The organism is Pseudomonas sp. 34 E 7, assembly GCF_900005715.1.
GTDB lineage: Bacteria > Pseudomonadota > Gammaproteobacteria > Pseudomonadales > Pseudomonadaceae > Aquipseudomonas > Aquipseudomonas orientalis_A.
Genome location: NZ_CVTX01000147.1, coordinates 30824 through 54421, shown reverse-complemented (window position 1 = coordinate 54421; position 23598 = coordinate 30824). Strand labels below are relative to the sequence as shown.

Below are 23598 nucleotides of genomic sequence, written 5' to 3'. Positions count from 1 at the left end.
AGTGGCCGTGACCGCAGAAACGGATATGTACTCGATCTGATCCAACATCCTGGTCGGCCCAGAGGCCGCCATCGGGGGCAAGCCCCCTCCCACATTTGCCCCCCAGGGTGTCAGGTCAGGTCAGGCCAGGGCGGTCTCGGCCGGCGAGACGATACTGGTCTTGCCGCCACGGGACTTGCCGGAACTCAGGTACTCGGCAATCGACTCCTGGGTCACCTCGCCCAGGAACACCCGCTCGGCATCCATCACCGGCAACCATGAACGGTTGAACTCGTACATGCGCGAGAGCAGGATGCGCAAATGCTCGTCATACGCCGCCGTGGCGTTGAACTCGCGCAGGTATTGGCCGCAGGTACCGGTCTGGCGGTGCAGGTCGCGACGGCGTACATAGCCCAGCGCCTTGTTCTCGGCGCAGGTGACCACCACATAGCGGCGGTCGTGCTCGTCCATCAGTTCCAGCGCATCGGCCACCGGAGTTTCCGGGCTCACCGACGGCGCGTTGTCCGCCGCGTCTTCGGCCTTGACCAGCAACAGGCGCTTGAGGGTACTGTCCTGGCCGACGAAGTTGCTGACGAACTCGTCCGCCGGGTGCGCCAGCAGCGTATCGGGATGGTCGATCTGCAGCAGCTTGCCGGCCCGGAAGATCGCAATCTTGTCGCCCAGCTTGATGGCCTCGTCGATGTCGTGGCTGACCATGATCACGGTCTTGTTCAGCGCACGCTGCATTTCGAAGAACTCGTTCTGGATCATCTCGCGGTTGATCGGGTCGACCGCGCCGAACGGTTCATCCATCAGCAGCAACGGCGCATCGGCCGCCAGGGCTCGAATCACGCCGATGCGCTGCTGCTGGCCACCCGACAATTCACGCGGGTAGCGGTGCAGGTACTGCTTGGGTTCGAGCTTGATCATGCTCATCAGTTCGCGGGCGCGGTCGTGGCATTTCTGCTTGTCCCAGCCGAGCAGCTTGGGCACCACCACGATATTTTCTTCGATGGTCATGTTCGGGAACAGGCCGATCTGCTGGATCACATAGCCGATGTTGCGACGCAGGGTCACTTCGTCCAGGTCGGTGGTGTCTTCGCCGTTGATCAGGATCTTGCCCGAAGAAGGCTTGATCAGACGGTTGATCATCTTCAGCGTCGTACTCTTGCCGCAGCCCGACGGGCCGAGGAATACGCAAATTTCGCCTTCGTTGACGGTCAGGCTTACATCGTTGACGGCGGTGACAGTCTTGCCGTTGCTTTGAAAAGTCTTGGACAGGTTTTGAAGTTCGATCATTTGAGCAATCCTTTTGGAGTCAGCGAGCGTTGCAGCCATTGCAGAAGCAGGTCGGCGAAGATGGCCAGGAGACTGACCAGCACGGCGCCGACAATCAGCATCGACATGTCGCTGCGGCTGATGGAAGCCAGAATAAGTACACCCAGGCCACCGGCGCCGATGGTGGCGGCGATGGTCATCACGCCGATGTTCATCACCACGGCGGTGCGCACACCGGCGAGGATCACCGGCACGGCAATCGGCAGTTCGACCATGCGCAGGCGCTGGCCGAAGGTCATGCCGATGCCTTTGGCGGCCTCGCGGATGCCCGGCTCGACACCGGTGAGCGCCAGGTAGGTGTTACGCATGATCGGCAACAGGGAGTAGAGGAACACGGCGGTAATCGCCGGCATCGGCCCCAGGCCCTGGCCGAACTTGGAGTAGAACGGCAGCAGCAGGCCGAACAGGGCGATGGAGGGCACCGTGAGCAATACCGTGGCGCTGGCTTGCAAGGGGCCCGCGAGGGTCGGGTAGCGGGTCATCAGCACGCCCAGGGGCACACCGACGACAATCGCGAGAATCACAGCGATACCGACCAGGGTGATGTGCTGCCAGGTCAGGTGCAGGACCTGGGCCCAATCAAGATGGGAAAAGGCGTTCAAAAATTCCATGTCTTCTCCTCGTTAGTTGATTGGATGTTGGCGCAGGAAATCGGCGGCAACGGCGGACGGGCTTTCATGGTCGACGTCGACTCGCGCATTGAGCTGGCGCATGGTTTGGTCGTCGAACAGCGTGGCCAAAGGCTTGAGCTCGGCGGCCAGTTGCGGGTGCTTGTCGAGGTAGTCCTGGCGGATCACCGGGGCGGCGGTGTAGTCCGGGAAGTAGTGCTTGTCGTCCTCGAGCAGCTTCAACTTGAACGCGTTCAGGCGACCGTCGGTGGTGTAGACCAGGCCGGCAAACACTTGGCCATTACGCAACGCGGTGTAGACCAGGCCTGCGTCCATCTGCCGAGTGTTCTTGCGCGTCAGGTTCATGTCGTACAGCTTGACCATGCCTGCCAGGCCGTCGGAGCGGTTGGCGAACTCGGTGTCCAGGGCGACCAGGCGGTGATCCTTGGCGTCTTCGGCCATGGCTTTGGTGAGATCGCTGATGCTGTTGATCTCGGGGTGTTCCTGAGCCACTTTCTCGGGCAACGCCAGGGCGTAGGTGTTGCTGAAGCGCGACGGCGACAGCCAGACCAGGCCCTTTTTCGCGTCGAGTTCCTTTACCCGCGCGTAGGACTGTTCGCTGTCGAGCTTCTCGTCGATATGGTTGTAGGCCACCAGCGACACGCCGGTGTATTCCCAGATCAGATCCAGTTGCCCGCTTTCCTGGGCGCTTCTCGCCAGGTTGCTGCCCAGGCCGCCGGTCACGCGGGCGTCGTAGCCCTTGCTGCGCAGGTACTGGGAAGTGATTTCGGCCAGCAGGGTCTGTTCGGTGAACACCCGGGCGCCGATGCGAATCACCGGTTTTTCAGCGGCTTGCGCAATACCTGCAAGCAGCAGGAAGCAGCCTAATATCAAGCTTAGTTTTTTCATCTCGATTCCTTACCTGGCGTTAAGACGGGCGCAGCCCGCGTTCCAGCCAGAGGCGGCTGGCCATGGTCACCAGGCCATCAAGCAGCAATGCGAGCAGCGCGGTGCAGGCGGCGCCGAGCAGCAGTTGCGGCTGGTTGTTCAGGGCGATGCCCGGGAAGATCAGGCTGCCCAGGCTGTTGGCACCGATCAGGAACGCCAGTGGCGCGGTGCCGACGTTGATCGCCAGGGCCACCCGCACGCCACCGATGATGATCGGCACGGCGTTGGGCAATTCCACGCGAAACAGCACCTGGCGCGGGGTCATGCCGATGCCGGTGGCGGCTTCCTTCAGGGAGCCCTGAACATTCTTCAGGCCTTCGTAGGTGTTACGCACGATGGGCAGGAGAGAGGCGAGAAACAACGCGAAGATGGCCGGGCCGCTGCCGATGCCGAGGACGCCGAGGGCGATGGCCAGTACGGCCAGGGGAGGGACGGTGTTGCCGATGTTGAAAATCTGCATGAAACGTTCTGCGCGCCCGACCATGTTCGGTCGACTGAGCAGGATACCGGCGGGTATCCCCACAATCAGGGCGGCCAGCATGGAGACCAGGACGAGAATCAAATGAGCTTGCAGGTAAAACAATAAATCGTCGCGGTACAGTTCGATCGTGTTGATGCCGATCCAGTGGACCAGCAGGGCCAGGAGCGCGACGACAACCGCTGCTCCCATAAGCCCTTTGCCATAGCGAATAGCCACAGGCGGACTCCTTTTTTCTTCTGTCGACGAACACATTCCCGCGTGGCAAGCCATTGCTGGCTGTCAGCGAAATGTGATCGCGAAATGCAGCTCGCCAATGCCGTCAAAAGCGGCATGAGTTCGAGCCATAAGCGCAGCCTCGTCAGGCTAACTTGCTGATTTTCCAGCCCCTGTTCCGAGTGCGTAAGCAGGGGAGTGGACGTCTCTACCTTTTAAAAGGTTCCACACTTGGGAGCATTTAGCCACCCCCAATGGGCTCAACGGTGGTCCGGACCCTCGCGTTTGCGCTATACTCGCCGCCCTTTTTTGACTCACCTGCCAGGCGATTTCCCATGACCCACCAGGCCGCCGAAGTCGCGAAACGCCGCACTTTCGCCATTATTTCCCACCCCGATGCCGGTAAAACCACCATCACCGAAAAGCTGCTGCTGATGGGCAAGGCAATCGCGGTGGCCGGCACGGTGAAATCGCGTAAATCCGACCGCCATGCGACATCCGACTGGATGGAAATGGAAAAGCAACGGGGTATTTCCATTACCACGTCGGTCATGCAGTTCCCGTATCGCGACCACATGGTCAACCTGCTCGACACCCCGGGCCACGAAGACTTCTCCGAAGACACCTACCGCACCCTTACTGCGGTGGACTCGGCATTGATGGTCCTCGACGGCGGTAAGGGCGTCGAGCCGCGCACCATTGCGCTGATGGACGTTTGCCGTCTGCGCGACACACCGATTGTCAGCTTCATCAACAAACTCGACCGCGATATCCGCGATCCCATCGAGCTGCTGGATGAAATCGAAGCCGTCCTGAAGATCAAGGCCGCGCCGATCACCTGGCCGATTGGTTGCTACCGCGATTTCAAAGGCGTGTATCACCTGGCCGATGACTACATCATCGTCTACACCGCCGGCCACGGGCATGAGCGCACCGATGTGAAAATCATCGAAAAGCTCGACTCCGACGAAGCCCGCGCCCACCTGGGCGACGAGTACGACCGTTTTGTCGACCAGCTGGAACTGGTGCAGGGCGCCTGCCACGAGTTCAACCAGCAGGAATTCCTCGACGGTCAGTTGACCCCGGTGTTCTTCGGCACTGCCCTGGGCAACTTCGGTGTCGACCACGTGCTCGACGCCGTGGTGAATTGGGCACCCAAGCCTCTGGCCCGGGTCGCCAACGAACGCACCGTGGAACCGGTCGAAGAGAAATTCACCGGCTTCGTGTTCAAGATCCAGGCGAACATGGACCCCAAGCACCGCGACCGTATCGCCTTCATGCGTATCTGCTCCGGCCGCTACGAAAAGGGCATGAAGATGCGCCATGTGCGCACCGGCAAGGACGTACGCATCGGCGACGCGCTGACGTTCTTCTCCTCCGAGCGTGAACAGCTCGAAGAAGCCTACGCCGGCGACATCATCGGCCTGCACAACCACGGCACCATCCAGATCGGCGACACCTTCACCGAAGGCGAAGCGCTGGGCTTCACCGGTATCCCGCACTTCGCACCGGAACTGTTCCGCCGCGTACGCCTGCGCGACCCGCTGAAATCCAAGCAACTGCGCCAGGGCTTGCAGCAATTGGCTGAAGAAGGCGCCACCCAGGTGTTCTTCCCCGAGCGCAGCAACGACATCATCCTTGGTGCCGTCGGTGTGCTGCAGTTCGATGTGGTCGCCAGCCGCTTGAAAGAGGAATACAAGGTGGAATGCTCCTACGAGCCGATCACCGTGTATTCGGCGCGCTGGATCGAGTGCAGCGATAAGAAAAAACTGGAAGAGTTCTCCAACAAGGCCGTGGAAAACCTGGCGGTGGATGGCGGTGGTCACCTGACCTACCTGGCCCCGACGCGGGTCAACCTTGCGCTGATGGAAGAGCGTTGGCCGGATGTGAAGTTCCGGGCGACCCGCGAACACCATTAAGGTCTGTGCGGTACACAGAAGGGCGAAGCTGTCATGGCTTCGCCCTTTTTTTGGCTGTGAAATACAATCAAATGTGGGAGGGGGCTTGCCCCCGATGGCGGTTTATCAGTGACATGTAATGTCCTGACCCACTGCTATCGGGGGCAAGCCCCCTCCCACATTTTGCCCTCTATAAGGCTGGAGATTGGCGAGAACCCTGCATCGGGTCTAGCGTTCACACATTGACTGCGAAGGAGACCTCCGTGCGAAATGTTCGATACGCTATTTGTCTGATGCTACTGGCAGGCCCGGGGCTGACGACGCTCCCGGCACTGGCCGTCGATGGCACGCCCCAATGGAAGGACACCGGCCCTGTCACCAAGAGAAAGGCCAACGAGGTCAATTCCGGCAGCTGGAAACCGCAGCCCCAGCCCACAGACGTTAAAGATCCGGAAAACCCGATCAACGAAGGCGAAGACAGTGTGACCTTTGATGACGGCGAAACCTGAGACGCGGCGCCAACCCAAAAAGAAGCCCCTCCCGCCAGGCTGATGCGCAACCTGACGGGAAGGGCTGTAGAACTCACTGACGCCGCATCACTGATCGTTCCCACGCTCCGCGTGGGAATGCCGCCTGGGACGCTCTGCGTCCCGATCGCTCAGGCGACGAACTGCTCCGCATAGTGGCAAGCCACCTGGCGATTATCCAACGGCCGCAACAGCGGCTCCTCTGTGCTGCAGCGCGCTGTCGCATACGGGCAGCGCTTGTGGAACGCGCAGCCAGGCGGTGGGTTCAGCGGATTGGGCAGTTCGCCGACGATCTTGATTTTCGGCTTGCTCGGGTCCGGGTGAATGGTCGGGGTGGCCGACAGCAGCGCCTGGGTGTACGGGTGCAGCGGACGGGCGTAGATGTCTTCCTTGGGGCCCACTTCCACCGGGCGGCCGAGGTACATCACCATCACGTCGTCGGCGACGTGTTGCACCACCGCCAGGTTGTGGGAGATGAACACGTAGGCGGTGTTGAATTCCTGCTGCAAATCCATGAACAGGTTGAGCACCTGGGCCTGGATCGACACGTCCAGCGCCGAGGTCGGTTCGTCCGCCACCAGCACTTTGGGTTGCAGCATCATCGCCCGGGCCAGGGCGATACGCTGGCGCTGGCCACCGGAGAACATGTGCGGGTAGCGCTGATAATGCTCGGGGCGCAGGCCCACTTGCTTCATCATCGCCTGCACTTTTTCGCGGCGTTCGGCGGCGGACAGGTTGGTGTTGATCAGCAGCGGCTCGCCGAGCTGATCGCCAACCTTCTGGCGTGGGTTCAACGAGGCGTATGGGCTCTGGAACACCATCTGCACGTCTTTGCGCAACTGCTTGCGCTGGGCCTTGTCGGCACCGGCCACTTCCTGGCCGGCGATTTTAAGCGAGCCCGAAGACGGCTCCTCGATCAGCGTGAGGGCGCGGGCCAGGGTGGACTTGCCGCAACCCGACTCGCCTACCACGGCGAGGGTCTTGCCGGCTTCGAGTTCGAAGGACACACCGTTAAGGGCACGCACCGTGGCGTGGCCCTTGAACAGGCCACGGGACACTTCGTAGTGACGGGTCAGGTCGCGGGCGGTAAGAACGACGGCCATTACGCCACCTCCTGGTTCAAGGGGTAGAAGCAGCGTGCAAGGCTGTTGGTTTTCGGATCAAGGCTCGGGCGCTGGGTGCGGCAGTTTTCCTGCACGTACGGGCAACGCGGCGACAGCAGGCAACCCTGCGGGCGGTCATAGCGGCCCGGCACGATGCCGGGCAGCGTGGCCAGCCGCGTGGCGCCCAGGCTGTGTTCCGGAATCGCCTTGAGCAGCGCTTCGCTGTACGGGTGCGCCGGGATGTCGAACAGTTGCGGCACCTGGCCGACTTCCACGGCCTGGCCTGCGTACATCACGCACACGCGCTGGGCGGTTTCAGCCACCACCGCAAGGTCGTGGGTGATCAGCACCAGGCCCATGTTCTGTTCTTTCTGCAGGGCCAGCAGCAGGTCCATGATCTGCGCCTGGATGGTCACGTCCAGGGCGGTGGTCGGTTCGTCGGCGATCAGCAGTTTCGGTTCGCCGGCAATCGCCATGGCGATGGCCACACGCTGGCTCATACCGCCGGACAGTTGGTGCGGGTAGGCATCCATACGGCTGGCGGCGCCCGGGATTTCAACTTTTTCCAGCAGTTCGATGGCCCGCTTGCGCGCTTGCCGGCCGGACATTTTCAGGTGCAGGCGCAGCACTTCTTCAATCTGGAAACCCACGGTGTAGCTGGGGTTCAGCGCGGTCATCGGGTCCTGGAACACCATCGCCAGGTCTTTGCCGACGATCTGGCGGCGCTGGCGGTTGCTCAGCTTGAGCATGTCCTTGCCGTCGAAGTTCAGCGCGTCGGCGGTAACGATGCCGGGATGCTCGATCAGGCCCATCAGCGCCATCATGGTCACGGATTTACCCGAGCCCGACTCGCCAACGATTGCCAGGACTTCGCCCTTGTCGACGGTAATGTCGAGGCCATCGACCACCGGTACGGCGGTCTTGTCGCCGAAGCGCACGTTGAGATTCTTGATTTCTAACAGTGACATGGGAATCTCCTCAGGCGGCGTTCTTGAGTTTCGGGTCCAGCGCGTCGCGCAGGCCGTCACCCATCAAGTTGATTGCCAGCACGCTGAGCAAAATGGTCAAGCCAGGCAAGCTCACTACCCACCAGGCGCGTTCGATGTAGTCACGGGCCGAAGCCAGCATGGTGCCCCACTCAGGCGTTGGCGGTTGTACGCCAAGGCCAAGGAAGCCCAGGGCCGCGGCATCGAGAATCGCCGAGGAAAAGCTCAGGGTCGCCTGTACGATCAGCGGCGCCATGCAGTTGGGCAGCACGGTGACGAACATCAGGCGTGGCAGGCCGGCACCGGCCAGGCGCGCGGCGGTCACGTAGTCGCGGTTCAGCTCGCCCATCACCGCAGCGCGGGTCAGGCGCACGTAGGACGGCAGCGACACGATGGCGATCGCGATCACGGTGTTGATCAGGCCAGGGCCGAGGATGGCGACAATCGCCACCGCCAGCAGCAGCGAGGGCAGGGCCAGCATGATGTCCATCAAACGCATGATGGTCGGGCCGAGCAGGCGCGGGAAGAACCCCGCGAACAGGCCCAGCAGGATGCCCGGGATCAGCGACATCACCACCGACGACAAGCCGATCAGCAGCGACAGGCGCGAACCCTGGATCAGGCGCGAGAGCAGGTCGCGGCCCAGTTCGTCGGTGCCGAGCAGAAACTGCATCTGCCCGCCTTCCAGCCACGCAGGCGGGGTGAGCAGGAAGTCGCGGTATTGCTCGCTCGGGTTATGCGGTGCAACCCACGGCGCGAAGATTGCACAGAACACGATCAGCAGCATGAACAGCAGGCCGGCAACCGCGCCTTTGTTCTTGGAGAAGGCTTGCCAGAATTCTTTGTACGGGGACGGGTACAGCAGGCTCTGATCGACTGCTGACACTGGAGTAGAGGTAGTCATGGTCATGATCTCAGCGCTGGTGACGGATGCGTGGGTTGGCGAAGCCGTAGAGGATATCCACCACGAAGTTCACCAGGATCACCAGGCAGGCGATCAGCAGAATGCCGTTCTGCACCACCGGGTAGTCCCGCGCGCCAATGGCTTCGATCAGCCATTTGCCGATGCCGGGCCACGAGAAGATGGTTTCGGTCAGTACCGCACCGGCCAGCAGCGTGCCGACTTGCAGGCCGACCACGGTCAGCACCGGGATCAGTGCGTTGCGCAGGCCGTGCACGAACACCACACGCGCCGGCGACAGGCCCTTGGCCTTGGCGGTGCGGATGTAGTCCTCACGCAGCACTTCGAGCATCGACGAGCGGGTCATGCGCGCGATCACCGCCAGCGGGATGGTGCCCAGCACGATGGCCGGCAGGATCAAGTGGTGCAAGGCGTCCCAGAACGCGTCCGGCTCGTCGGCCAGCAGCGTGTCGATGAGCATGAAGCCGGTGCGCGGCTCGATGTCGTAGAGCAGGTCGATACGCCCGGAAACCGGGGTCCAGCCCAGGCTCACCGAGAAGAACATGATCAGGATCAGGCCCCACCAGAAGATCGGCATCGAATAGCCCGCCAGGGAAATGCCCATCACCCCGTGGTCGAACAGCGATCCTCGCTTGAGTGCCGCGATCACCCCGGCCAGCAGGCCCAGGATACCGGCGAACAACAGGGCGGCCATGGACAGTTCCAGGGTCGCCGGAAAGAGTGCGGTGAACTCGGTCCACACGCTGGTGCGGGTGCGCAGGGATTCGCCAAGGTCGCCCTGGGCAAGTTTGCCCACATAGTCCAGGTATTGCGCATACAACGGCTTGTTCAAGCCAAGGCGTTCCATTGCCTGGGCATGCATTTCGGGGTCAACCCGACGCTCGCCCATCATGACTTCTACGGGGTCGCCTGGAATCATGCGAATCAACGCAAAGGTCAGCAACGTGATGCCGAAGAACGTGGGGATCAATAACCCCAGTCGGCGGGCAATAAAACTAAACATCTTGGTGTATACCTCAATCAGCCGGTTAGGCAGGTTCGGCGCCGTCAGGGTCGACGGCGCCGAGCGTTTTTCTTATTTACTTCACCTGGGTGGTGGCGAAGTTATTTGTACCCAGAGGGCTTTGGGTGAAGCCTTCTACGTTCTTGCGCATGGCGGTGAACAGTTTCGGATAAGCCATGGGAAGCCATGGCTGGTCCTTCTCGAAAACATCCTGTGCTTGTTCATAGAGCGCAGCCCGTGAGGCCGGTTCCTTTTCTGCACGGGCCTTGTCGATCAAGTCCTGAAACTCTTTGTTACACCAGCGTGCGTAGTTTTCGCCGTTTTTCGCCGCATCGCAACTCAGGTTGGGTGTGAGGAAGTTGTCCGGGTCACCGTTATCGCCGACCCAGCCAGCCGAAACCATGTCGTGCTCGCCGTTTTTAGCGCGCTTGAGCATTTCGCCCCATTCCATGACTTTGATATTGACCTTCAGGCCAATCTGCGCCAGATCCGCCTGCATGCGCTGGGCGCCGAGCATTGGATTGGGGTTGGTCGGGCCGCCGCCGTTGCGGGTGAACAGGGTGAATTCGGTGCCTTCCGGTACGCCGGCTTCCTTGAGCAGGGCGCGGGCCTTGTCCAGGTCACGCGGCGGGTTTTTCAGTTTTTCGTTGAAACCCAGCAAGGTCGGTGGATAAGGGCCGGTGCCTACTACCGCATTGCCTTTGCCGAACAGGGCTTCGGTGTAGCCTGCCTTGTCGAACGCGATGTTGATCGCGTGGCGTACCCGGGCATCGCTCATGTATTTGTGGGTGGTGTTCATCGCGGTGTAACTGGTGGTCATCGCCGCCAGTTCGTCGACTTTCAGGTTCGGGTCTTTCTTGATGCTTGGAATGTCATCCGGCTTGGGGAACAACGCGATCTGACATTCATTGGCCTTGAGCTTCTGCAGGCGCACGTTGTTATCGGTGCTGATCGCCAGGATCAACGGATCAACTGCCGGTTTGCCGCGAAAGTACTCAGGGTTGGCCTTGAAGCGCGCCTGGGCATCTTTTTGATAACGGATGAAGATGAACGGGCCAGTGCCGATGGGCTTGGCGTTGAGGTCATCGGTCTTGCCGGACTTGAGCAGCTGGTCGGCGTATTCCTTGGAGTGGATTGAAGAGAATGCCATGCCCAGGTCGGCCAGGAACGGTGCTTCAGGACGGGTCAGGGTAAAAACGACGGTGTGATCATCGGTCTTCTCTACGCTCTTGAGCAGTTCCTTGAAGCCCATGCTTTCGAAGTACGGGTAGCCTACGAGCGACTTGTTATGCCACGGGTGATTCGGGTCCAGCTGGCGCTGGAAGCTCCAAAGCACGTCGTCGGCGTTCAGGTTGCGCGTGGGTTTGAAATAGTCGGTGGTGTGGAACTTGATATCGTCACGCAGGTGGAACGTGTAGGTCAGGCCATCGGCGCTGATTTCCGGCAGGTCCTTGGCCAGCGCCGGGACCACTTCAGTGGTGCCGGGCTTGAAGTCCACCAGGCGGTTGAACATGGTTTCGGCTGCGGCGTCAGCGGTCACGGCGGTGGTGTACAGGACCGGGTCAAAACCTTCCGGGCTGGCTTCGGTGCAGACCACCAGCGGTTTGGCCGAAACGCCGATCGCCACGCTCAACAGCGCAGCGGCCATGGCAGCTTGTAACGGGAGCATTTTCATTCAGAGCCCTCTGCAATCGATGGAGCCAGAAACGCGAAGACGGCGGGCTCGTCCTGAGCCCGCCGCTTACCTGGCGCTAATTAAAGAATGTTGAACGGGATGGTGGTGACCAGACGGAACTCTTTGATGCTGCCGTCGGACTGGAACTCGCTGCCACGGTGCTCAACGTAGGTTGCGCGCACGGTAGTGGCTTTGAGCGGGCCGCTCTGCAGGGCGTAAGAGGCGCCTACACCGTATTCCTGGTGCTTCTCGCCGTCCTGGGACTGGATACCGTCGTAGGCGAACTTGGCGCGACCATTGTTGCCGGTGTAGTGGGTACCGTCGATGCCCCAGCCGCGGGCCGAGTAGGCGTTGAACTTCAGGCCTGGCACGCCGTATTCGGCCATGTTGATGGCGTAGGCGATCTGGAACGATTTCTCGTTCGGGCCGTTGAAGTCGGACGTCAGGGAGTTGGCCAGGTAGATGCCGTTGGTTTCGTGCAGGTAGTCGAAGTACTCGTTACCGTTCACTTGCTGGTAGCCGAAGGTCAGGCTGTGGGCCTGGTGAGTCAGGCCAAGGGACAGGGAGAAGGTATCGTTGTCGATTTCCCCCATCTCTTTTTTGCCTTCATCGACCGTCTTGTAGTAGTTGAAGCCGGTGGTCAGGCCCAGTTGCTGAGCGTCGCCCAGTTCGTGGGTCGCGCCGAAGTAGTACTGGTTCCAGAAGTCCTTCACGTTGGCGGCGAAGAAGCTGGTCTTCAGGCTTTTCAGCGGCTGGTAGTTCACACCCAGGGTGGAGACCTTGTCGGTTTCCGCACCATTGCCGTATTCGCTGCGGAATTTCGACAGGCTCTGTTCGGTACGCGGGGAAACGCGATCGAAAATACCGCCCTGGAACGACAGGTTGCTGAACTCTGCGCTGTTGAAGCTCACACCCTGGAAGCTTGAAGGCAGCGCACGGTTGCCGATGGTGTCGACGATGCCGCTGCTGAAGTTCTGGCGACCGGCGGTCAGCGTGGTGTTGGACACGCGGAACTGCACGTTGGCCAGGCCCAGTTTGCTCCATTGGTCGACGGCATCACCGTTGGAGTCGGCCAGGGTGCGGTTGGAGCCGCCCTTGATATCACGCTTGCTGCGGTCCAGGACCAGCGCGTTGTACACCGCCACTTCGGTCTTGACGCCGACAGTGCCCTGGGTGAAACCCGAGCTGGCGTTGAGGATGGTGCCCTGCACCCAGTTGGTACGGTTGCGGTCGGTACGGGTTTCACCATGCTTCTGGTACGAGAAGGTGCCCCCACGGTATTTGCTTTCATGGGAGTACCAGTTACGCGTGGTGCCGCCCAGGCTGAAATCTTCGATGAAGCCCTTGGCCTCGCTTTGGGCGCTGGTGCCGGCCAGAGTGGTAGGAACGAAGTCCTGGCTCTGGGTTTCAGCGTAGGCGGTGGCCGTGATGCTGCTGATGGCCAGGGCCAGAAGCGCTTTGCTGCTCAGTTTCATGGGTGAAGCTCCTTTGGTTCTCTTTTTTATGCCGGTCTTTTTAGGTGAACCGGCTATTGGGTGTGTAACTCGTTCAAGCTATTGCAAACGTTTGGCGTAGGAAAATTCCCAACAAAAGCCTGCACGTTTGCCGCAGGGCCAACATCGCCCTGCGCAATCCGGTTATTTTTTCTTATGGGGTGATACTGACGCCCGAGAACACGTTGCGGCCGAAGGGGCTCACTTTGAAGCCTTCGACTTTGGCGCTTAACGGCTGGTTGACCGTCGAGTGGGCGACTGGCGTGATCGGCACCTGCTGCTTGAGCAGTTGCTGTGCCTGTTTGTACAGAACAGTCCTTTGTTCACGGTCGGTGACGACCTTGGCTTGCTTGATCAGCTTGTCGTACGCCGGGTCACACCACATGGAGTAGTTGTTCCCGCCGATGGCGTCGCAGCTGTAGAGGGTGCCCAGCCAGTTGTCCGGGTCACCGTTGTCGCCGGTCCAGCCGATCAGGCTGACATCATGCTCACCGTTCTTGGTGCGCTTGATGTATTCGCCCCATTCGTAGCTGACAATCTTCACTTTCAGGCCGATCTTGGCCCAATCGTTTTGCAGCATTTCAGCCATCAGCTTGGCGTTGGGGTTGTACGGACGTTGTACCGGCATCGCCCAGAGGGTGATCTCGGTGCCTTCCTTCACGCCGGCGGCCTTGAGCAGTTCCTTGGCTTTTTCCGGGTTGTAGGCGGCGTCCTTGATGCTGTCGTCGTAGGACCACTGGGTCGGCGGCATGGCGTTGACGGCCAGTTGTCCCGCACCCTGGTAGACGGCGTTGAGGATGCTCTGCTTGTTCACCGCCATGTCCAGCGCCTGGCGCACTTCAAGCTGGTCGAACGGCTTGTGGCGCACGTTGTAGGCGATGTAGCCGAGGTTGAAGCCCGGCTTGGTCAGCAGTTGCAGGTTCGGGTCGGCCTTGAGCGCGTCGACATCGGCAGGGCGCGGGTGCAGGGTGATCTGGCATTCGCCGGCCTTGAGCTTCTGCACGCGCACCGAAGCGTCGGTGTTGATGGCGAAGATCAGTTGGTCGAGCTTGACCCGGCTCGGGTCCCAGTACTGTTTGTTCGCCACGTAGCGAATCTGCGAGTCTTTCTGGTAACGCTGGAACACAAACGGGCCGGTGCCGATCGGCTTCTGGTTGATATCGCTGGGTTTGCCTTCCTTGAGCAACTGCTCGGCATACTCGGCGGAGAGGATCGCGGCGAAACTCATGGCGATGTTTTGCACGAACGCGGCGTCGACCGTGTTCAAGGTGATCACCACGGTGTGCGGGTCGGTTTTTTCGACCTTGGCGATGTTCTTGTTCAGGCTCATCCCGTTGAAGTAGGGAAACTCGGTAGGGTAGGCCTTGCGAAACGGATGGTCGGGGTCAAGCATGCGGTTGAAGGTGAACAGCACGTCGTCGGCGTTGAAGTCGCGCGTCGGCTTGAACTCCTTGTTGCTGTGGAACTTCACCCCTTCACGCAGGTGAAACGTGTAGGTCAGTCCGTCTTCGGAAATATCCCAGTTGGTGGCCAGCCCGGGCACGACGTCAGTTGCACCCTTTTCGAACTCGACCAGGCGGTTGTACAACGGCTCTGCAGCGTCGTTGTCGGTGGCGGTGGTGTATTGCGCGGTGTCAAAGCCTGCCGGGCTGCCCTCGGAGCAGAACACCAGGCTCTTCTTGTCGGCGGCTTCAGCCGTTGTGGCCACGGCCAGAAGGCTGGTGGCAAACAGTGCGGATAGAACGGTGGTATGGCGCATGACGATCCCGATCCTTGTTTGTAGTTATCAACAGCGAGCGGTCCCACTGGCCACAGCCAGGGAGACATCACTGATCCCACACACAGCGAGTACCTTTCTCAAATTGGGGCCTCTGCCGTCCTACGACGTTATGGGTCGCGGACTTCACAGTAAATGCGCCAAATCGGACTGGCCTTGTAGGTAACGGAGACATGAAGCGCAGTTCATTACTGTAGGACGGCGGCGCTTAAAATGTGGTCTGTTTCCTACGATCTAGGCGGATGAAATAACGGCGACGTTGTGAAACGTCGCCGCTATTGATCCTTACTTGCCGCTTACGCTCACGCCGTAGAAGGAGTTCAAGCCAAACGGGCTGATCTTGAAGTCCTGCACGGTGTTGCGCATGGGTTGATACACCGTCGAGTGCGCGATAGGTGTCATCGGAACTGCGTCTTTGAGTACATGTTGCGCCTGCTTGTACAGCTCGGTGCGTTTGGCGACATCCGATGTGGCCTTGGCTTGTTTCACGATGCCGTCGAATTTCTTGTCGCACCACTTGGAGAAGTTGTTGCCCGACAGCGAGTCGCAGCCGAACAGCACGTTCAGCCAGTTGTCCGGGTCACCATTGTCGCCGCTCCAGCCAATGATCATGGCCTGGTTCTCGCCGCCCTTGGAGCGCTTGATGTACTCGCCCCACTCGTAGCTGGTGATCTTGACCTTCAAGCCGATCTTGGACCAGTCGTTCTGCAGCATCTCAGCCATCAGTTTGGCGTTCGGGTTGTACGGACGCTGAACCGGCATGGCCCACAGCACGATCTCGGTGCCTTCCTTGATGCCGGCTTCCTTGAGCAGCGCCTTGGCTTTCTCGGGATTGTAGGCGGCGTCCTTGATGGTGGTGTCGTAGGACCATTGGGTCGGCGGCATGGCGTTGACGGCCAATTGACCGGCACCCTGGTACACCGAGTCGATGATCTGCTGCTTGTTCACCGACATGTCCAGCGCCTGGCGTACGCGCAGGTCTGCCAGCGGGTTTGGCTGATCGCTGCCCTTGACCTTGTCCATCACGTTGTAGGCCACGTAGCCCAGGTTGAAACCGGCCTGGTGCGGCAGTTTCAGGTCCTTGTCTTCACCCAGCGCCTTGAGGTCGGCCGGACGCGGGAACAGGGTGACCTGGCATTCGTTTTTCTTGAGCTTCTGGATACGCACCGACGGGTCAGTGGTGATGGCGAAGATCAGGTTATCGATCTTCACGTCTTCAGGTTTCCAGTAGTCCTTGTTGCCGGTGTAGCGAATGTTCGAGTCTTTCTGGTAGCTCTTGAACACGAACGGACCGGTGCCGACCGGCTTCTGGTTGATGTCGGCAGGTTTGCCTTCCTTCAACAATTGCGCGGCGTATTCGGCGGATTGGATCGAGGCGAAGCTCATTGCCATGTTCTGAATGAACGCGGCGTCCACGGTGCCAAGGGTGAACTTGACGGTGTGGTCATCGATTTTCTCGATGTTCTTGATGTTGGTGTCCATCCCCATGTCCGTGAAGTACGGGAACTCGGTGGGGTAGGCCTTACGGAATGGATCGTCTTTATTGATCATCCGGTTGAACGTGAACAGGACGTCGTCGGCCGAGAATTCACGAGTCGGCTTGAAGTACGGGGTGGTGTGGAACTTGACGCCTTCGCGCAGGTGGAAGGTATACGTCAGGCCGTCCGGGGACACGTCCCAGCTGGTGGCGAGGCCAGGCACCACGGCGGTGCCGCCGCGTTCGAACTGGCTCAGGCGGTTGAACATGGTTTCGGCCGAGGCATCGAAGTCTGTTCCGGTGGTGTACTGGCCTGGGTCAAAACCGGCCGGGCTCCCTTCGGAGCAGAACACCAGGTTAGTTGCCGCATGGGCAAATGGGGCTGCGGCCATAAGGCCAGCGCTCACTAATAACGGAAGGACTGCGTGTTTAAGCATGTTGGCCTCATGATTTGTTGTCATTTTTGGTGGTGAGGGCGACCTCGTGAGTCGGCCTGCGGATACTTATGCAGGCGCCATACCCATTGCAAGATGTTGAACGGTTGCAAGCACCAAACAGTGGGACGGGCGTACAAGAATGTCGCATTTATGAAAGTTTCGACATAAATGTGTCCGTTTGGCGGTTTTTTTCGGTGCGTCGGGCGCACCGCAAAAGCCCAATCGAGGCGTCTAGTGCACTCGATTGGGGCGTTGTTGTTACTTATCTAGACTCACACCGTAGAACGGTGTCAGCCCGAACGGGCTGATCTTGAAGTCGCGCACTTGCTTGCGCATTGGCTGGAAAACCGTCGAGTTCGCAATAGGCGTTATAGGTACTTGTTCCTTAAGGATTTGTTGTGCCTGTTGATACCACTTGATGCGCTGTTCGCGGTCGTTGCTGACCTTGGCCTGCTGCACCAGCTTGTCATAGGCCGGGTTACACCATTTGGCGTAGTTGCTGCCCTTGACTGCGGCACAACTGTAGAGCACGCCGAGCCAGTTATCGGGGTCGCCGTTATCGCCGGTCCAGCCATAAATCATCGCGTCGTGTTCACCATTTTTGGCGCGCTTGATGTATTCGCCCCACTCATAGCTGACGATATTGGCCTTGATGCCGACCTTGGCCCAGTCCTGCTGGATCATTTGTGCGGACATGCGCGCGTTCGGGTTGGAGGCGCGTTGCACGGTCATCGCCCAAAGATCGATGGTGGTACCAGGTGCAACCCCTGCTTCTTTTAGTAGCGCCCGGGCCTTGGTCGGGTCGTACGGTGCATCCTTGATCGCCGGGTCATAAGACCACTGCGCCGGTGGCAGTGCGTTCTGCGCCAATTGTCCGGCGCCTTGATAAACCGCCTTGATGATTGCAGGCTTGTCGATGGCCATATCCAGGGCCTGGCGCACTTTGAGCTGGTCCAGCGGCGGATGGGTAACGTTGTAGGCCAGGAAACCCAGGTTGAAGCCGGCCTGCTGCAGCACGCGCAAGTCGGGGTCCTGCTTCATCACCTCGATGTCGGCAGGGCGCGGGTAGCCGCTGACCTGGCATTCGCCGGCCTTGAGTTTCTGCAGGCGCGCGGCGGCGTCCGGGGTAATGGCGAAGACCAGGTTGTCGAGTTTCACGTCCTCGGGCTTCCAATACTGTTTATTGGCGACGTAGCGGATCTGCGCGTCTTTCTGGTAGCGCTTGAACACGAACGGTCCGGTGCCCACCGGTTTCTGATTGATGTCCTCGGCCTTGCCTTGCTTGAGGAGCTGGGCGGCGTACTCGGCCGATTGCACCGAGGCGAAACTCATGGCCAGGTTCTGCACGAACGAGGCATCGACGTTGTTCAGGTTGAAGCGCACGGTGTGGTCGTCGAGTTTGTCGACGCTTTTGATCGTGGTGTTCAGGCCCATGTCGGTGAAGTAGGGCGATTCGGAAGGGTAGGCCTTGCGAAACGGGCTCTCGGCATCCAGCAGGCGGGTGAAGGTAAACACCACATCATCGGCGTTGAAGTCGCGGGTCGGGGTGAAGAAGTCGGTGGTGTGAAACTTGACGCCATCACGTAAGTGGAAGGTGTAGGTGAGGCCGTCTTCCGACACATCCCAGCGGGTGGCGAGGCCGGGCTCGACTTCGGTGCCGCCACGCTTGAACTGGGTGAGGCGGTTGAACACGGTTTCGGCGGAGGCGTCAAAGTCGGTGCCGCTGGTGTATTGGCTGGGATCGAAGCCGGCGGGGCTGGCTTCGGAGCAGTAGACCAGGGTGGTGGAGGCGTGAGCCAGCGGCATAAAGGCCAGGAGGCCTGCGGCAAGGAGGAGCGGTTTGAAGGCAATTCTGTCCATGGAGACCCCTGAAATCGCAACCCTGTAAAAGCTGCGCAAATGAAAACGGCGGTCACCGAGGTTACCGCCGTTCAGGGTTGTCAGGTAGGGGTCACTGCATCTGCACTTCAATCACGCCGTCTGCGCTCATGTTGACCTGGCTGGTGCCGGCTTCCACTTCAGGCGTGGGCGCCGAATCGGCCATCGCCGCCTTCATCATCATGGCGCCGCGCGCGTAGGGCATCGGGTAGCCGTTGGTGTTGAAATTCAGGTTGACGATTTTGTAACCCTTGCCGCCGAGTGCATCGGTAGCCAGTTGCGCACGGGCCTTGAACGCTGCCACTGCGTCTTTGAGCATCGCATCTTCGCTGGCCTTGCGCGTGCTGTCAGCGATGGCGAAGTCCATGCTGTCCATTTTCAGGGTGTTCAACAGCTCGCCGGTGAGTTTGGACAACGCCGGGAAGTCCGCGCTTTCCAGGCGCAGTTCGGCGCGTTCACGCCAGCCGGTGATTTTCTGGTTTTTGCTGTCGTAGATCGGGTAGCTGTTGCGGCTGCCCTGGCGCAGGGTCACGGCCTTGACTTCGCGCGCCTGGCCCAGGGCGGTGTTCATGGTGGTGGTGATTTCAGCGGCAAGCTTGGCCGGGTCGGCGTTTTGCGATTCGGTGTAGAGGGTCACGATCATCTTGTCGCGCGCCACTTCCTGGCTGACTTCGGCGCGCAGGGAGATCTGGTTGTAATGCAGTTCATCGGCGGCCATGGCCGGCAGGCTGGCCAGGGCGCTGGCACCGAGGGTGAGGACAGCGGCACTGCGAATGAAACGGGACATGAAAGCTCCTTGGGATTGTCGTGTTCGGTATGACTGTAGACGGTGGCGCCGGGTTCTTCGGGTTTACATATTCCCTACATGTTGTGACGGCGCCGACGAACGGTCATCTGCCCCCGCCTGCGTCAAAGAGCCACACGCGCCGTGCCGGCGGGTCTGCTTCGTTTATACTCGTGCCGATCCGCCTGCAGCGCTCATCGGGAGAGCTCATGCTCGCCGCCGTAAAACTGACTTCCGCCACCCGCCAGAACCTCTGGCGCCTGACGTTCATCCGCACGTTGGTATTGGCCGCACAGGCCGGTTCCGTCGGGCTCGCCTATTGGTTCGACCTGCTGCCGCTGCCCTGGCTGCAACTGGCCGTGACCCTCGGCTTTTCCAGCGTGCTGTGTGCGTTTACCGCCATCCGCTTGCGCACCACTTGGCCGGTCACCGAGTTGGAATACGCGCTGCAATTGGCCTGCGACCTGTTTATCCACAGTGTGTTGCTGTACTTCTCCGGCGGTTCCACCAACCCGTTTGTGTCTTATTACCTGGTGCCGCTGACCATTGCCGCCGTGACCTTGCCGTGGCGCTATTCGGTGGTGCTGTCGGGCATCGCGCTGACGCTGTACACGCTGCTGCTGGCGCAGTTCTATCCACTGCAGACCTTTCCGATCGCTCGGGAAAATCTGCAGATCTACGGGATGTGGCTGAGCTTTGCCTTGTCCGCCGCCGTTATCACGTTTTTTGCCGCGCGCATGGCCGAAGAGTTGCGCCGTCAGGAAGAGCTGCGCGCGATTCGCCGTGAAGAAGGCCTGCGCGACCAGCAATTGCTGGCAGTCGCCACGCAGGCGGCAGGTGCCGCCCATGAGCTGGGCACGCCGCTGGCGACCATGAGCGTGCTGCTCAAGGAGATGACCCAGGACCATCACGACCCGGCGTTGCAGGATGACCTCAGCGTGCTGCAGGAACAGGTCAAGCAGTGCAAGTTGACCCTGCAGCAACTGGTACGCGCCGCCGAAGCCAATCGGCGTCTGGCGGTCGAGATGCAGGATGTCACCCAGTGGCTCGACGAAGCCCTGAACCGCTGGCACCTGATGCGCCCTGAAGCCAGTTACCGTTTCAGCCTGTTGGGCCAGGGCAGCGTGCCGCGCATGGCGCCGCCGCCGGACCTCACCCAGGCCTTGCTCAACCTGTTGAACAATGCCGCCGACGCCTGCCCTGAAGGCCTGGGCGTGCAGTTGGACTGGGACGCGGAAAACGTCACCATCAGCATTCGTGACCACGGCGCGGGCGTGCCGCTGGCCATTGCCGAGCAGATCGGCAAACCGTTTTTTACCACCAAGGGCAAAGGTTTCGGCCTCGGCCTGTTTTTGAGCAAGGCCAGCGTGACCCGCGCGGGCGGCTCAGTGAAGCTCTATAGTCATGAGGAAGGCGGTACGCTCACCGAGCTGCGCCTGCCCCGTGTCGCACGAGGAGATATCGATGAGTGACGAGATCCAAGTCGAAGGCGAAGAACTGCCGCATTTGTTGCTGGTAGATGATGACGCCACCTTTACCCGCGTGATGGCGCGTGCCATGAGCCGTCGCGGCTTTCGCGTCAGCACCGCAGGCTCGGCCGAAGAAGGCCTGACCATCGCCCAGGCCGACCTGCCGGACTACGCCGCGCTCGACCTGAAAATGGACGGCGACTCGGGCCTGGTGCTGTTGCCCAAGCTGCTCGAGCTCGACCCGGAAATGCGCGTGGTGATCCTCACCGGCTATTCCAGCATCGCCACTGCCGTCGAAGCCATCAAGCGTGGCGCCTGCAACTACCTGTGCAAGCCGGCGGATGCCGATGACGTGCTCGCCGCGCTGCTGTCCGAGCACGCCGACCTCGATACCCTGGTTCCGGAAAACCCCATGTCGGTGGACCGCCTGCAGTGGGAGCACATCCAGCGTGTACTGACCGAGCACGAAGGCAATATCTCCGCCACCGCTCGCGCGTTGGGCATGCACCGGCGTACCTTGCAGCGTAAGTTGCAGAAGCGCCCGGTGCGACGCTGAACGGCGACTGAACAACCCGCTTCAGGCTGCACGGATGCACGAACCGATCACCTATGATCGGTTCAAACGCCTGTGATGTTTTCCTACCGAGCCTGAACAATGAATCAGAACGCTGAATATTCCGCGGTCAACGATGCGGTGCGCGGGCAATTCTTCCGCCGAACCTGGGCCATGATCACGCCGTATTGGCGCAGTGAAGAGAAGGGCAGGGCCTGGTTGCTGCTGGCCGCCGTAATTGCTTTGTCGCTGTTCAGCGTGGCGATCTCGGTGTGGATCAACCACTGGTACAAGGATTTCTACAACGCGCTTGAGAAGAAAGACACGGCTGCTTTCTGGCAATTGATCGTTTACTTCGGCGGTATCGCGGCCGTGGCGATCCTGGGCGCGGTGTACCGCCTGTACCTGACCCAGATGCTCACCATCCGCTGGCGTGCCTGGCTGACCGAACAGCACTTCTCACGCTGGCTCGCCCACAAGAACTACTACCAGCTGGAGCAGGGCGGCTACACCGATAACCCGGACCAGCGGATTTCCGAAGACCTCAATACGTTCACCTCCAGCACCTTGAGCCTGGGCCTGGGGCTGTTGCGCAACGTGGTCAGCCTGGTGTCGTTCTCGATCATCCTGTGGGGCGTGTCGGGCAGCATCGAGGTGTTCGGCCTCACCATTCCCGGCTACATGTTCTGGTGCGCGCTGCTGTACGCCGCCGTGGGCAGTTGGCTGACGCACTTGATCGGGCGTCGCCTGATCGGCTTGAGCAACCAGCAACAGCGCTTCGAAGCGGATTTGCGTTTCTCCATGGTACGGGTACGTGAAAATGCCGAAAGCATCGCGCTGTACAACGGCGAACCGAATGAAAAGCAACGCCTGAGCACGCGCTTCGGCAAGGTCTGGCACAACTTCTGGGACATCATGAAAGTGTCCAAGCGCCTGACCTTCTTTACCGCCGGCTACAGCCAGATCGCGATTATCTTCCCGTTTATCGTCGCCGCGCCGCGCTACTTCACCGGTAAGATCGAACTGGGCGAACTGATGCAAATCAACTCGGCGTTCGGCAATGTGCAGGAGAACTTCAGCTGGTTTATCAACGCCTACTCGGAACTGGCGTCGTGGCGCGCTACCAGTGACCGTCTGCTGAGTTTCCAGCAGGCCATGAGCGACAACGAGCAGCGTGCCCCGGCCATCGATGTGCGCCCTGAAGGCGAACACCTGGTGATCAAGAATCTGGGCATGGACCTGGCCGACGGCCGTCACTTGCTCACCGACGCCGACATGACCGTGGAGCCTGGCCAGCGAGTGATGCTCAGCGGGCGTTCCGGCAGCGGCAAGAGCACCTTGCTGCGGGCGATGGGACATCTGTGGCCGGCCGGCCATGGCAGCATTCGCCTGCCGGCGGCGCGCTATCTGTTTCTGCCGCAGAAGCCGTATTTACCGATTGGCACGCTCAAGGCCGTGTTGAGTTATCCACAGGACGACAGCGTCTATCCGGCAGAGCGTTATGCACAGGTCCTGGAAACCTGCCGCCTGCCGCATCTGGTCAGCCGCCTGGATGAAGCCAACCACTGGCAGCGCATGCTCTCGCCCGGCGAGCAACAGCGCCTGGCCTTTGCCCGTGCGTTATTGTTCGCGCCGCAGTGGCTGTACATGGACGAAGCGACCTCGGCCATGGATGAGGAGGATGAGGCAACGTTGTATCAGGCGCTGATCGATGAACTGCCGGGGTTGAGCATCGTCAGCGTCGGCCACCGCAGCAGTCTCAAGCGCTTCCATGAAAGGCATGTGCGGATCGAGGGTGGGCGGTTGCAGGAACAACAACCGGCCTAAGGTCATGTGGGGTCAAGTGTGGGAGGGGGCTTGCCCCCGATGGCTGCCTTTGGGCCGACTGGGGTGTTGGATCAGACCGAGTACATATCCGTTTCTGTGGTAACGGCCACTTAGGGTTCCGCCCTGATGGCGGCTCACTTTTGAAAAGCGCAAAAGTAAGCAAAACGCTCTTGCCCCACCACTCGGCACCTCGCCTAGGCTCGGTGTGCCCTCTCTCCGGCT

Annotated in this window: 19 protein-coding genes; 5 read left to right on the top strand and 14 right to left on the bottom strand. The window is 60.4% G+C overall.

The genetic code is table 11. From position 1 onward, the window contains the following. Window positions 1-120: 120 nt before the first annotated feature. Genes BFP96_RS16080 through BFP96_RS16065 form a run of 4 tightly spaced genes read right to left on the bottom strand, consistent with a single transcriptional unit; the run spans window position 121 to window position 3606 of the window. Window positions 121-1278 (bottom strand): osmoprotectant ABC transporter ATP-binding protein OsmV, encoded by a 1158-nt coding sequence (locus BFP96_RS16080; RefSeq protein WP_005784718.1) that lies wholly within the window; start codon window positions 1276-1278, stop codon window positions 121-123. Then, on the bottom strand, window positions 1275-1928 hold the full coding sequence (locus BFP96_RS16075; protein ID WP_057726112.1) for an ABC transporter permease: 654 nt from the start codon (window positions 1926-1928) through the stop codon (window positions 1275-1277). Before BFP96_RS16075 ends, BFP96_RS16080 begins: the two co-directional genes overlap by 4 nt. Window positions 1929-1940: 12 nt before the next feature. Then, the gene (locus BFP96_RS16070) at window positions 1941-2834 is read right to left on the bottom strand and encodes a glycine betaine ABC transporter substrate-binding protein (RefSeq protein ID WP_065893644.1); all 894 of its coding nucleotides are present in this window, start codon (window positions 2832-2834) and stop codon (window positions 1941-1943) included. A 19-nt stretch (window positions 2835-2853) separates the two neighbouring features. Continuing rightward, window positions 2854-3606 carry an ABC transporter permease gene (locus BFP96_RS16065; protein ID WP_370671691.1) on the bottom strand — a complete coding sequence of 251 codons (753 nt, stop codon included), beginning with the start codon at window positions 3604-3606 and terminating at the stop codon, window positions 2854-2856. A gap of 296 nt (window positions 3607-3902) precedes the next feature. Here BFP96_RS16065 and BFP96_RS16060 point away from each other — a divergent pair, with 296 nt between their 5' ends. Beyond that, window positions 3903-5486, top strand: coding sequence for a peptide chain release factor 3 (locus BFP96_RS16060; RefSeq protein ID WP_065883636.1), 1584 nt, complete (start codon window positions 3903-3905; stop codon window positions 5484-5486). Between the two features lie 242 nt (window positions 5487-5728). Further along, on the top strand, window positions 5729-5974 hold the full coding sequence (locus tag BFP96_RS16055) for a hypothetical protein (RefSeq protein WP_065883640.1): 246 nt from the start codon (window positions 5729-5731) through the stop codon (window positions 5972-5974). A gap of 149 nt (window positions 5975-6123) precedes the next feature. On the opposite strand, the gene BFP96_RS16050 is transcribed toward BFP96_RS16055, so the two are convergent. From BFP96_RS16050 to BFP96_RS16005, 10 genes are all read right to left on the bottom strand, one after another. Further along, a complete protein-coding gene (locus BFP96_RS16050; protein ID WP_065893643.1) occupies window positions 6124-7095 on the bottom strand; it encodes a peptide ABC transporter ATP-binding protein in 972 nt (323 codons plus the stop codon). Then, on the bottom strand, window positions 7095-8063 hold the full coding sequence (locus BFP96_RS16045) for an ABC transporter ATP-binding protein (protein ID WP_065883643.1): 969 nt from the start codon (window positions 8061-8063) through the stop codon (window positions 7095-7097). The genes BFP96_RS16050 and BFP96_RS16045 overlap by 1 nt, the downstream gene beginning before the upstream one ends. 10 nt (window positions 8064-8073) lie before the next feature. Beyond that, the gene (locus tag BFP96_RS16040; RefSeq protein ID WP_065883645.1) at window positions 8074-8985 is read right to left on the bottom strand and encodes an ABC transporter permease subunit; all 912 of its coding nucleotides are present in this window, start codon (window positions 8983-8985) and stop codon (window positions 8074-8076) included. Window positions 8986-8995: 10 nt separating this feature from the next. Then, window positions 8996-10006, bottom strand: a complete 1011-nt coding sequence (locus tag BFP96_RS16035; RefSeq protein ID WP_003171721.1) for an ABC transporter permease subunit — start codon at window positions 10004-10006, stop codon at window positions 8996-8998. A gap of 76 nt (window positions 10007-10082) precedes the next feature. Beyond that, on the bottom strand, window positions 10083-11681 hold the full coding sequence (locus BFP96_RS16030) for an ABC transporter substrate-binding protein (protein WP_065936573.1): 1599 nt from the start codon (window positions 11679-11681) through the stop codon (window positions 10083-10085). A gap of 80 nt (window positions 11682-11761) precedes the next feature. Further along, on the bottom strand, window positions 11762-13156 hold the full coding sequence (locus BFP96_RS16025; protein ID WP_065883650.1) for an OprD family outer membrane porin: 1395 nt from the start codon (window positions 13154-13156) through the stop codon (window positions 11762-11764). Window positions 13157-13328: 172 nt separating this feature from the next. Continuing rightward, window positions 13329-14933, bottom strand: a complete 1605-nt coding sequence (locus tag BFP96_RS16020) for an ABC transporter substrate-binding protein (RefSeq protein WP_065883652.1) — start codon at window positions 14931-14933, stop codon at window positions 13329-13331. A 303-nt stretch (window positions 14934-15236) separates the two neighbouring features. Then, window positions 15237-16865 (bottom strand): ABC transporter substrate-binding protein, encoded by a 1629-nt coding sequence (locus BFP96_RS16015; protein ID WP_065936572.1) that lies wholly within the window; start codon window positions 16863-16865, stop codon window positions 15237-15239. A gap of 258 nt (window positions 16866-17123) precedes the next feature. After that, a complete protein-coding gene (locus BFP96_RS16010) occupies window positions 17124-18725 on the bottom strand; it encodes an ABC transporter substrate-binding protein (RefSeq protein ID WP_065893641.1) in 1602 nt (533 codons plus the stop codon). A gap of 91 nt (window positions 18726-18816) precedes the next feature. After that, window positions 18817-19530, bottom strand: coding sequence for an SIMPL domain-containing protein (locus BFP96_RS16005; RefSeq protein ID WP_065893640.1), 714 nt, complete (start codon window positions 19528-19530; stop codon window positions 18817-18819). 206 nt (window positions 19531-19736) lie between these two features. On the opposite strand from BFP96_RS16005, the gene BFP96_RS16000 reads away from it, so the two are divergent. The 3 genes from BFP96_RS16000 to BFP96_RS15990 all read left to right on the top strand — a co-directional run bounded on the left by BFP96_RS16000 (window position 19737) and on the right by BFP96_RS15990 (window position 23376). After that, complete coding sequence (locus BFP96_RS16000) at window positions 19737-20999, top strand: ATP-binding protein (protein ID WP_065893639.1); 1263 nt, start codon at window positions 19737-19739, stop codon at window positions 20997-20999. Beyond that, a complete protein-coding gene (locus tag BFP96_RS15995) occupies window positions 20992-21552 on the top strand; it encodes a response regulator transcription factor (RefSeq protein ID WP_003171731.1) in 561 nt (186 codons plus the stop codon). The genes BFP96_RS16000 and BFP96_RS15995 overlap by 8 nt, the downstream gene beginning before the upstream one ends. 99 nt (window positions 21553-21651) lie before the next feature. Then, window positions 21652-23376, top strand: coding sequence for an ABC transporter ATP-binding protein/permease (locus tag BFP96_RS15990; protein ID WP_065936571.1), 1725 nt, complete (start codon window positions 21652-21654; stop codon window positions 23374-23376). The last annotated feature ends 222 nt before the right edge of the window (window positions 23377-23598 follow it).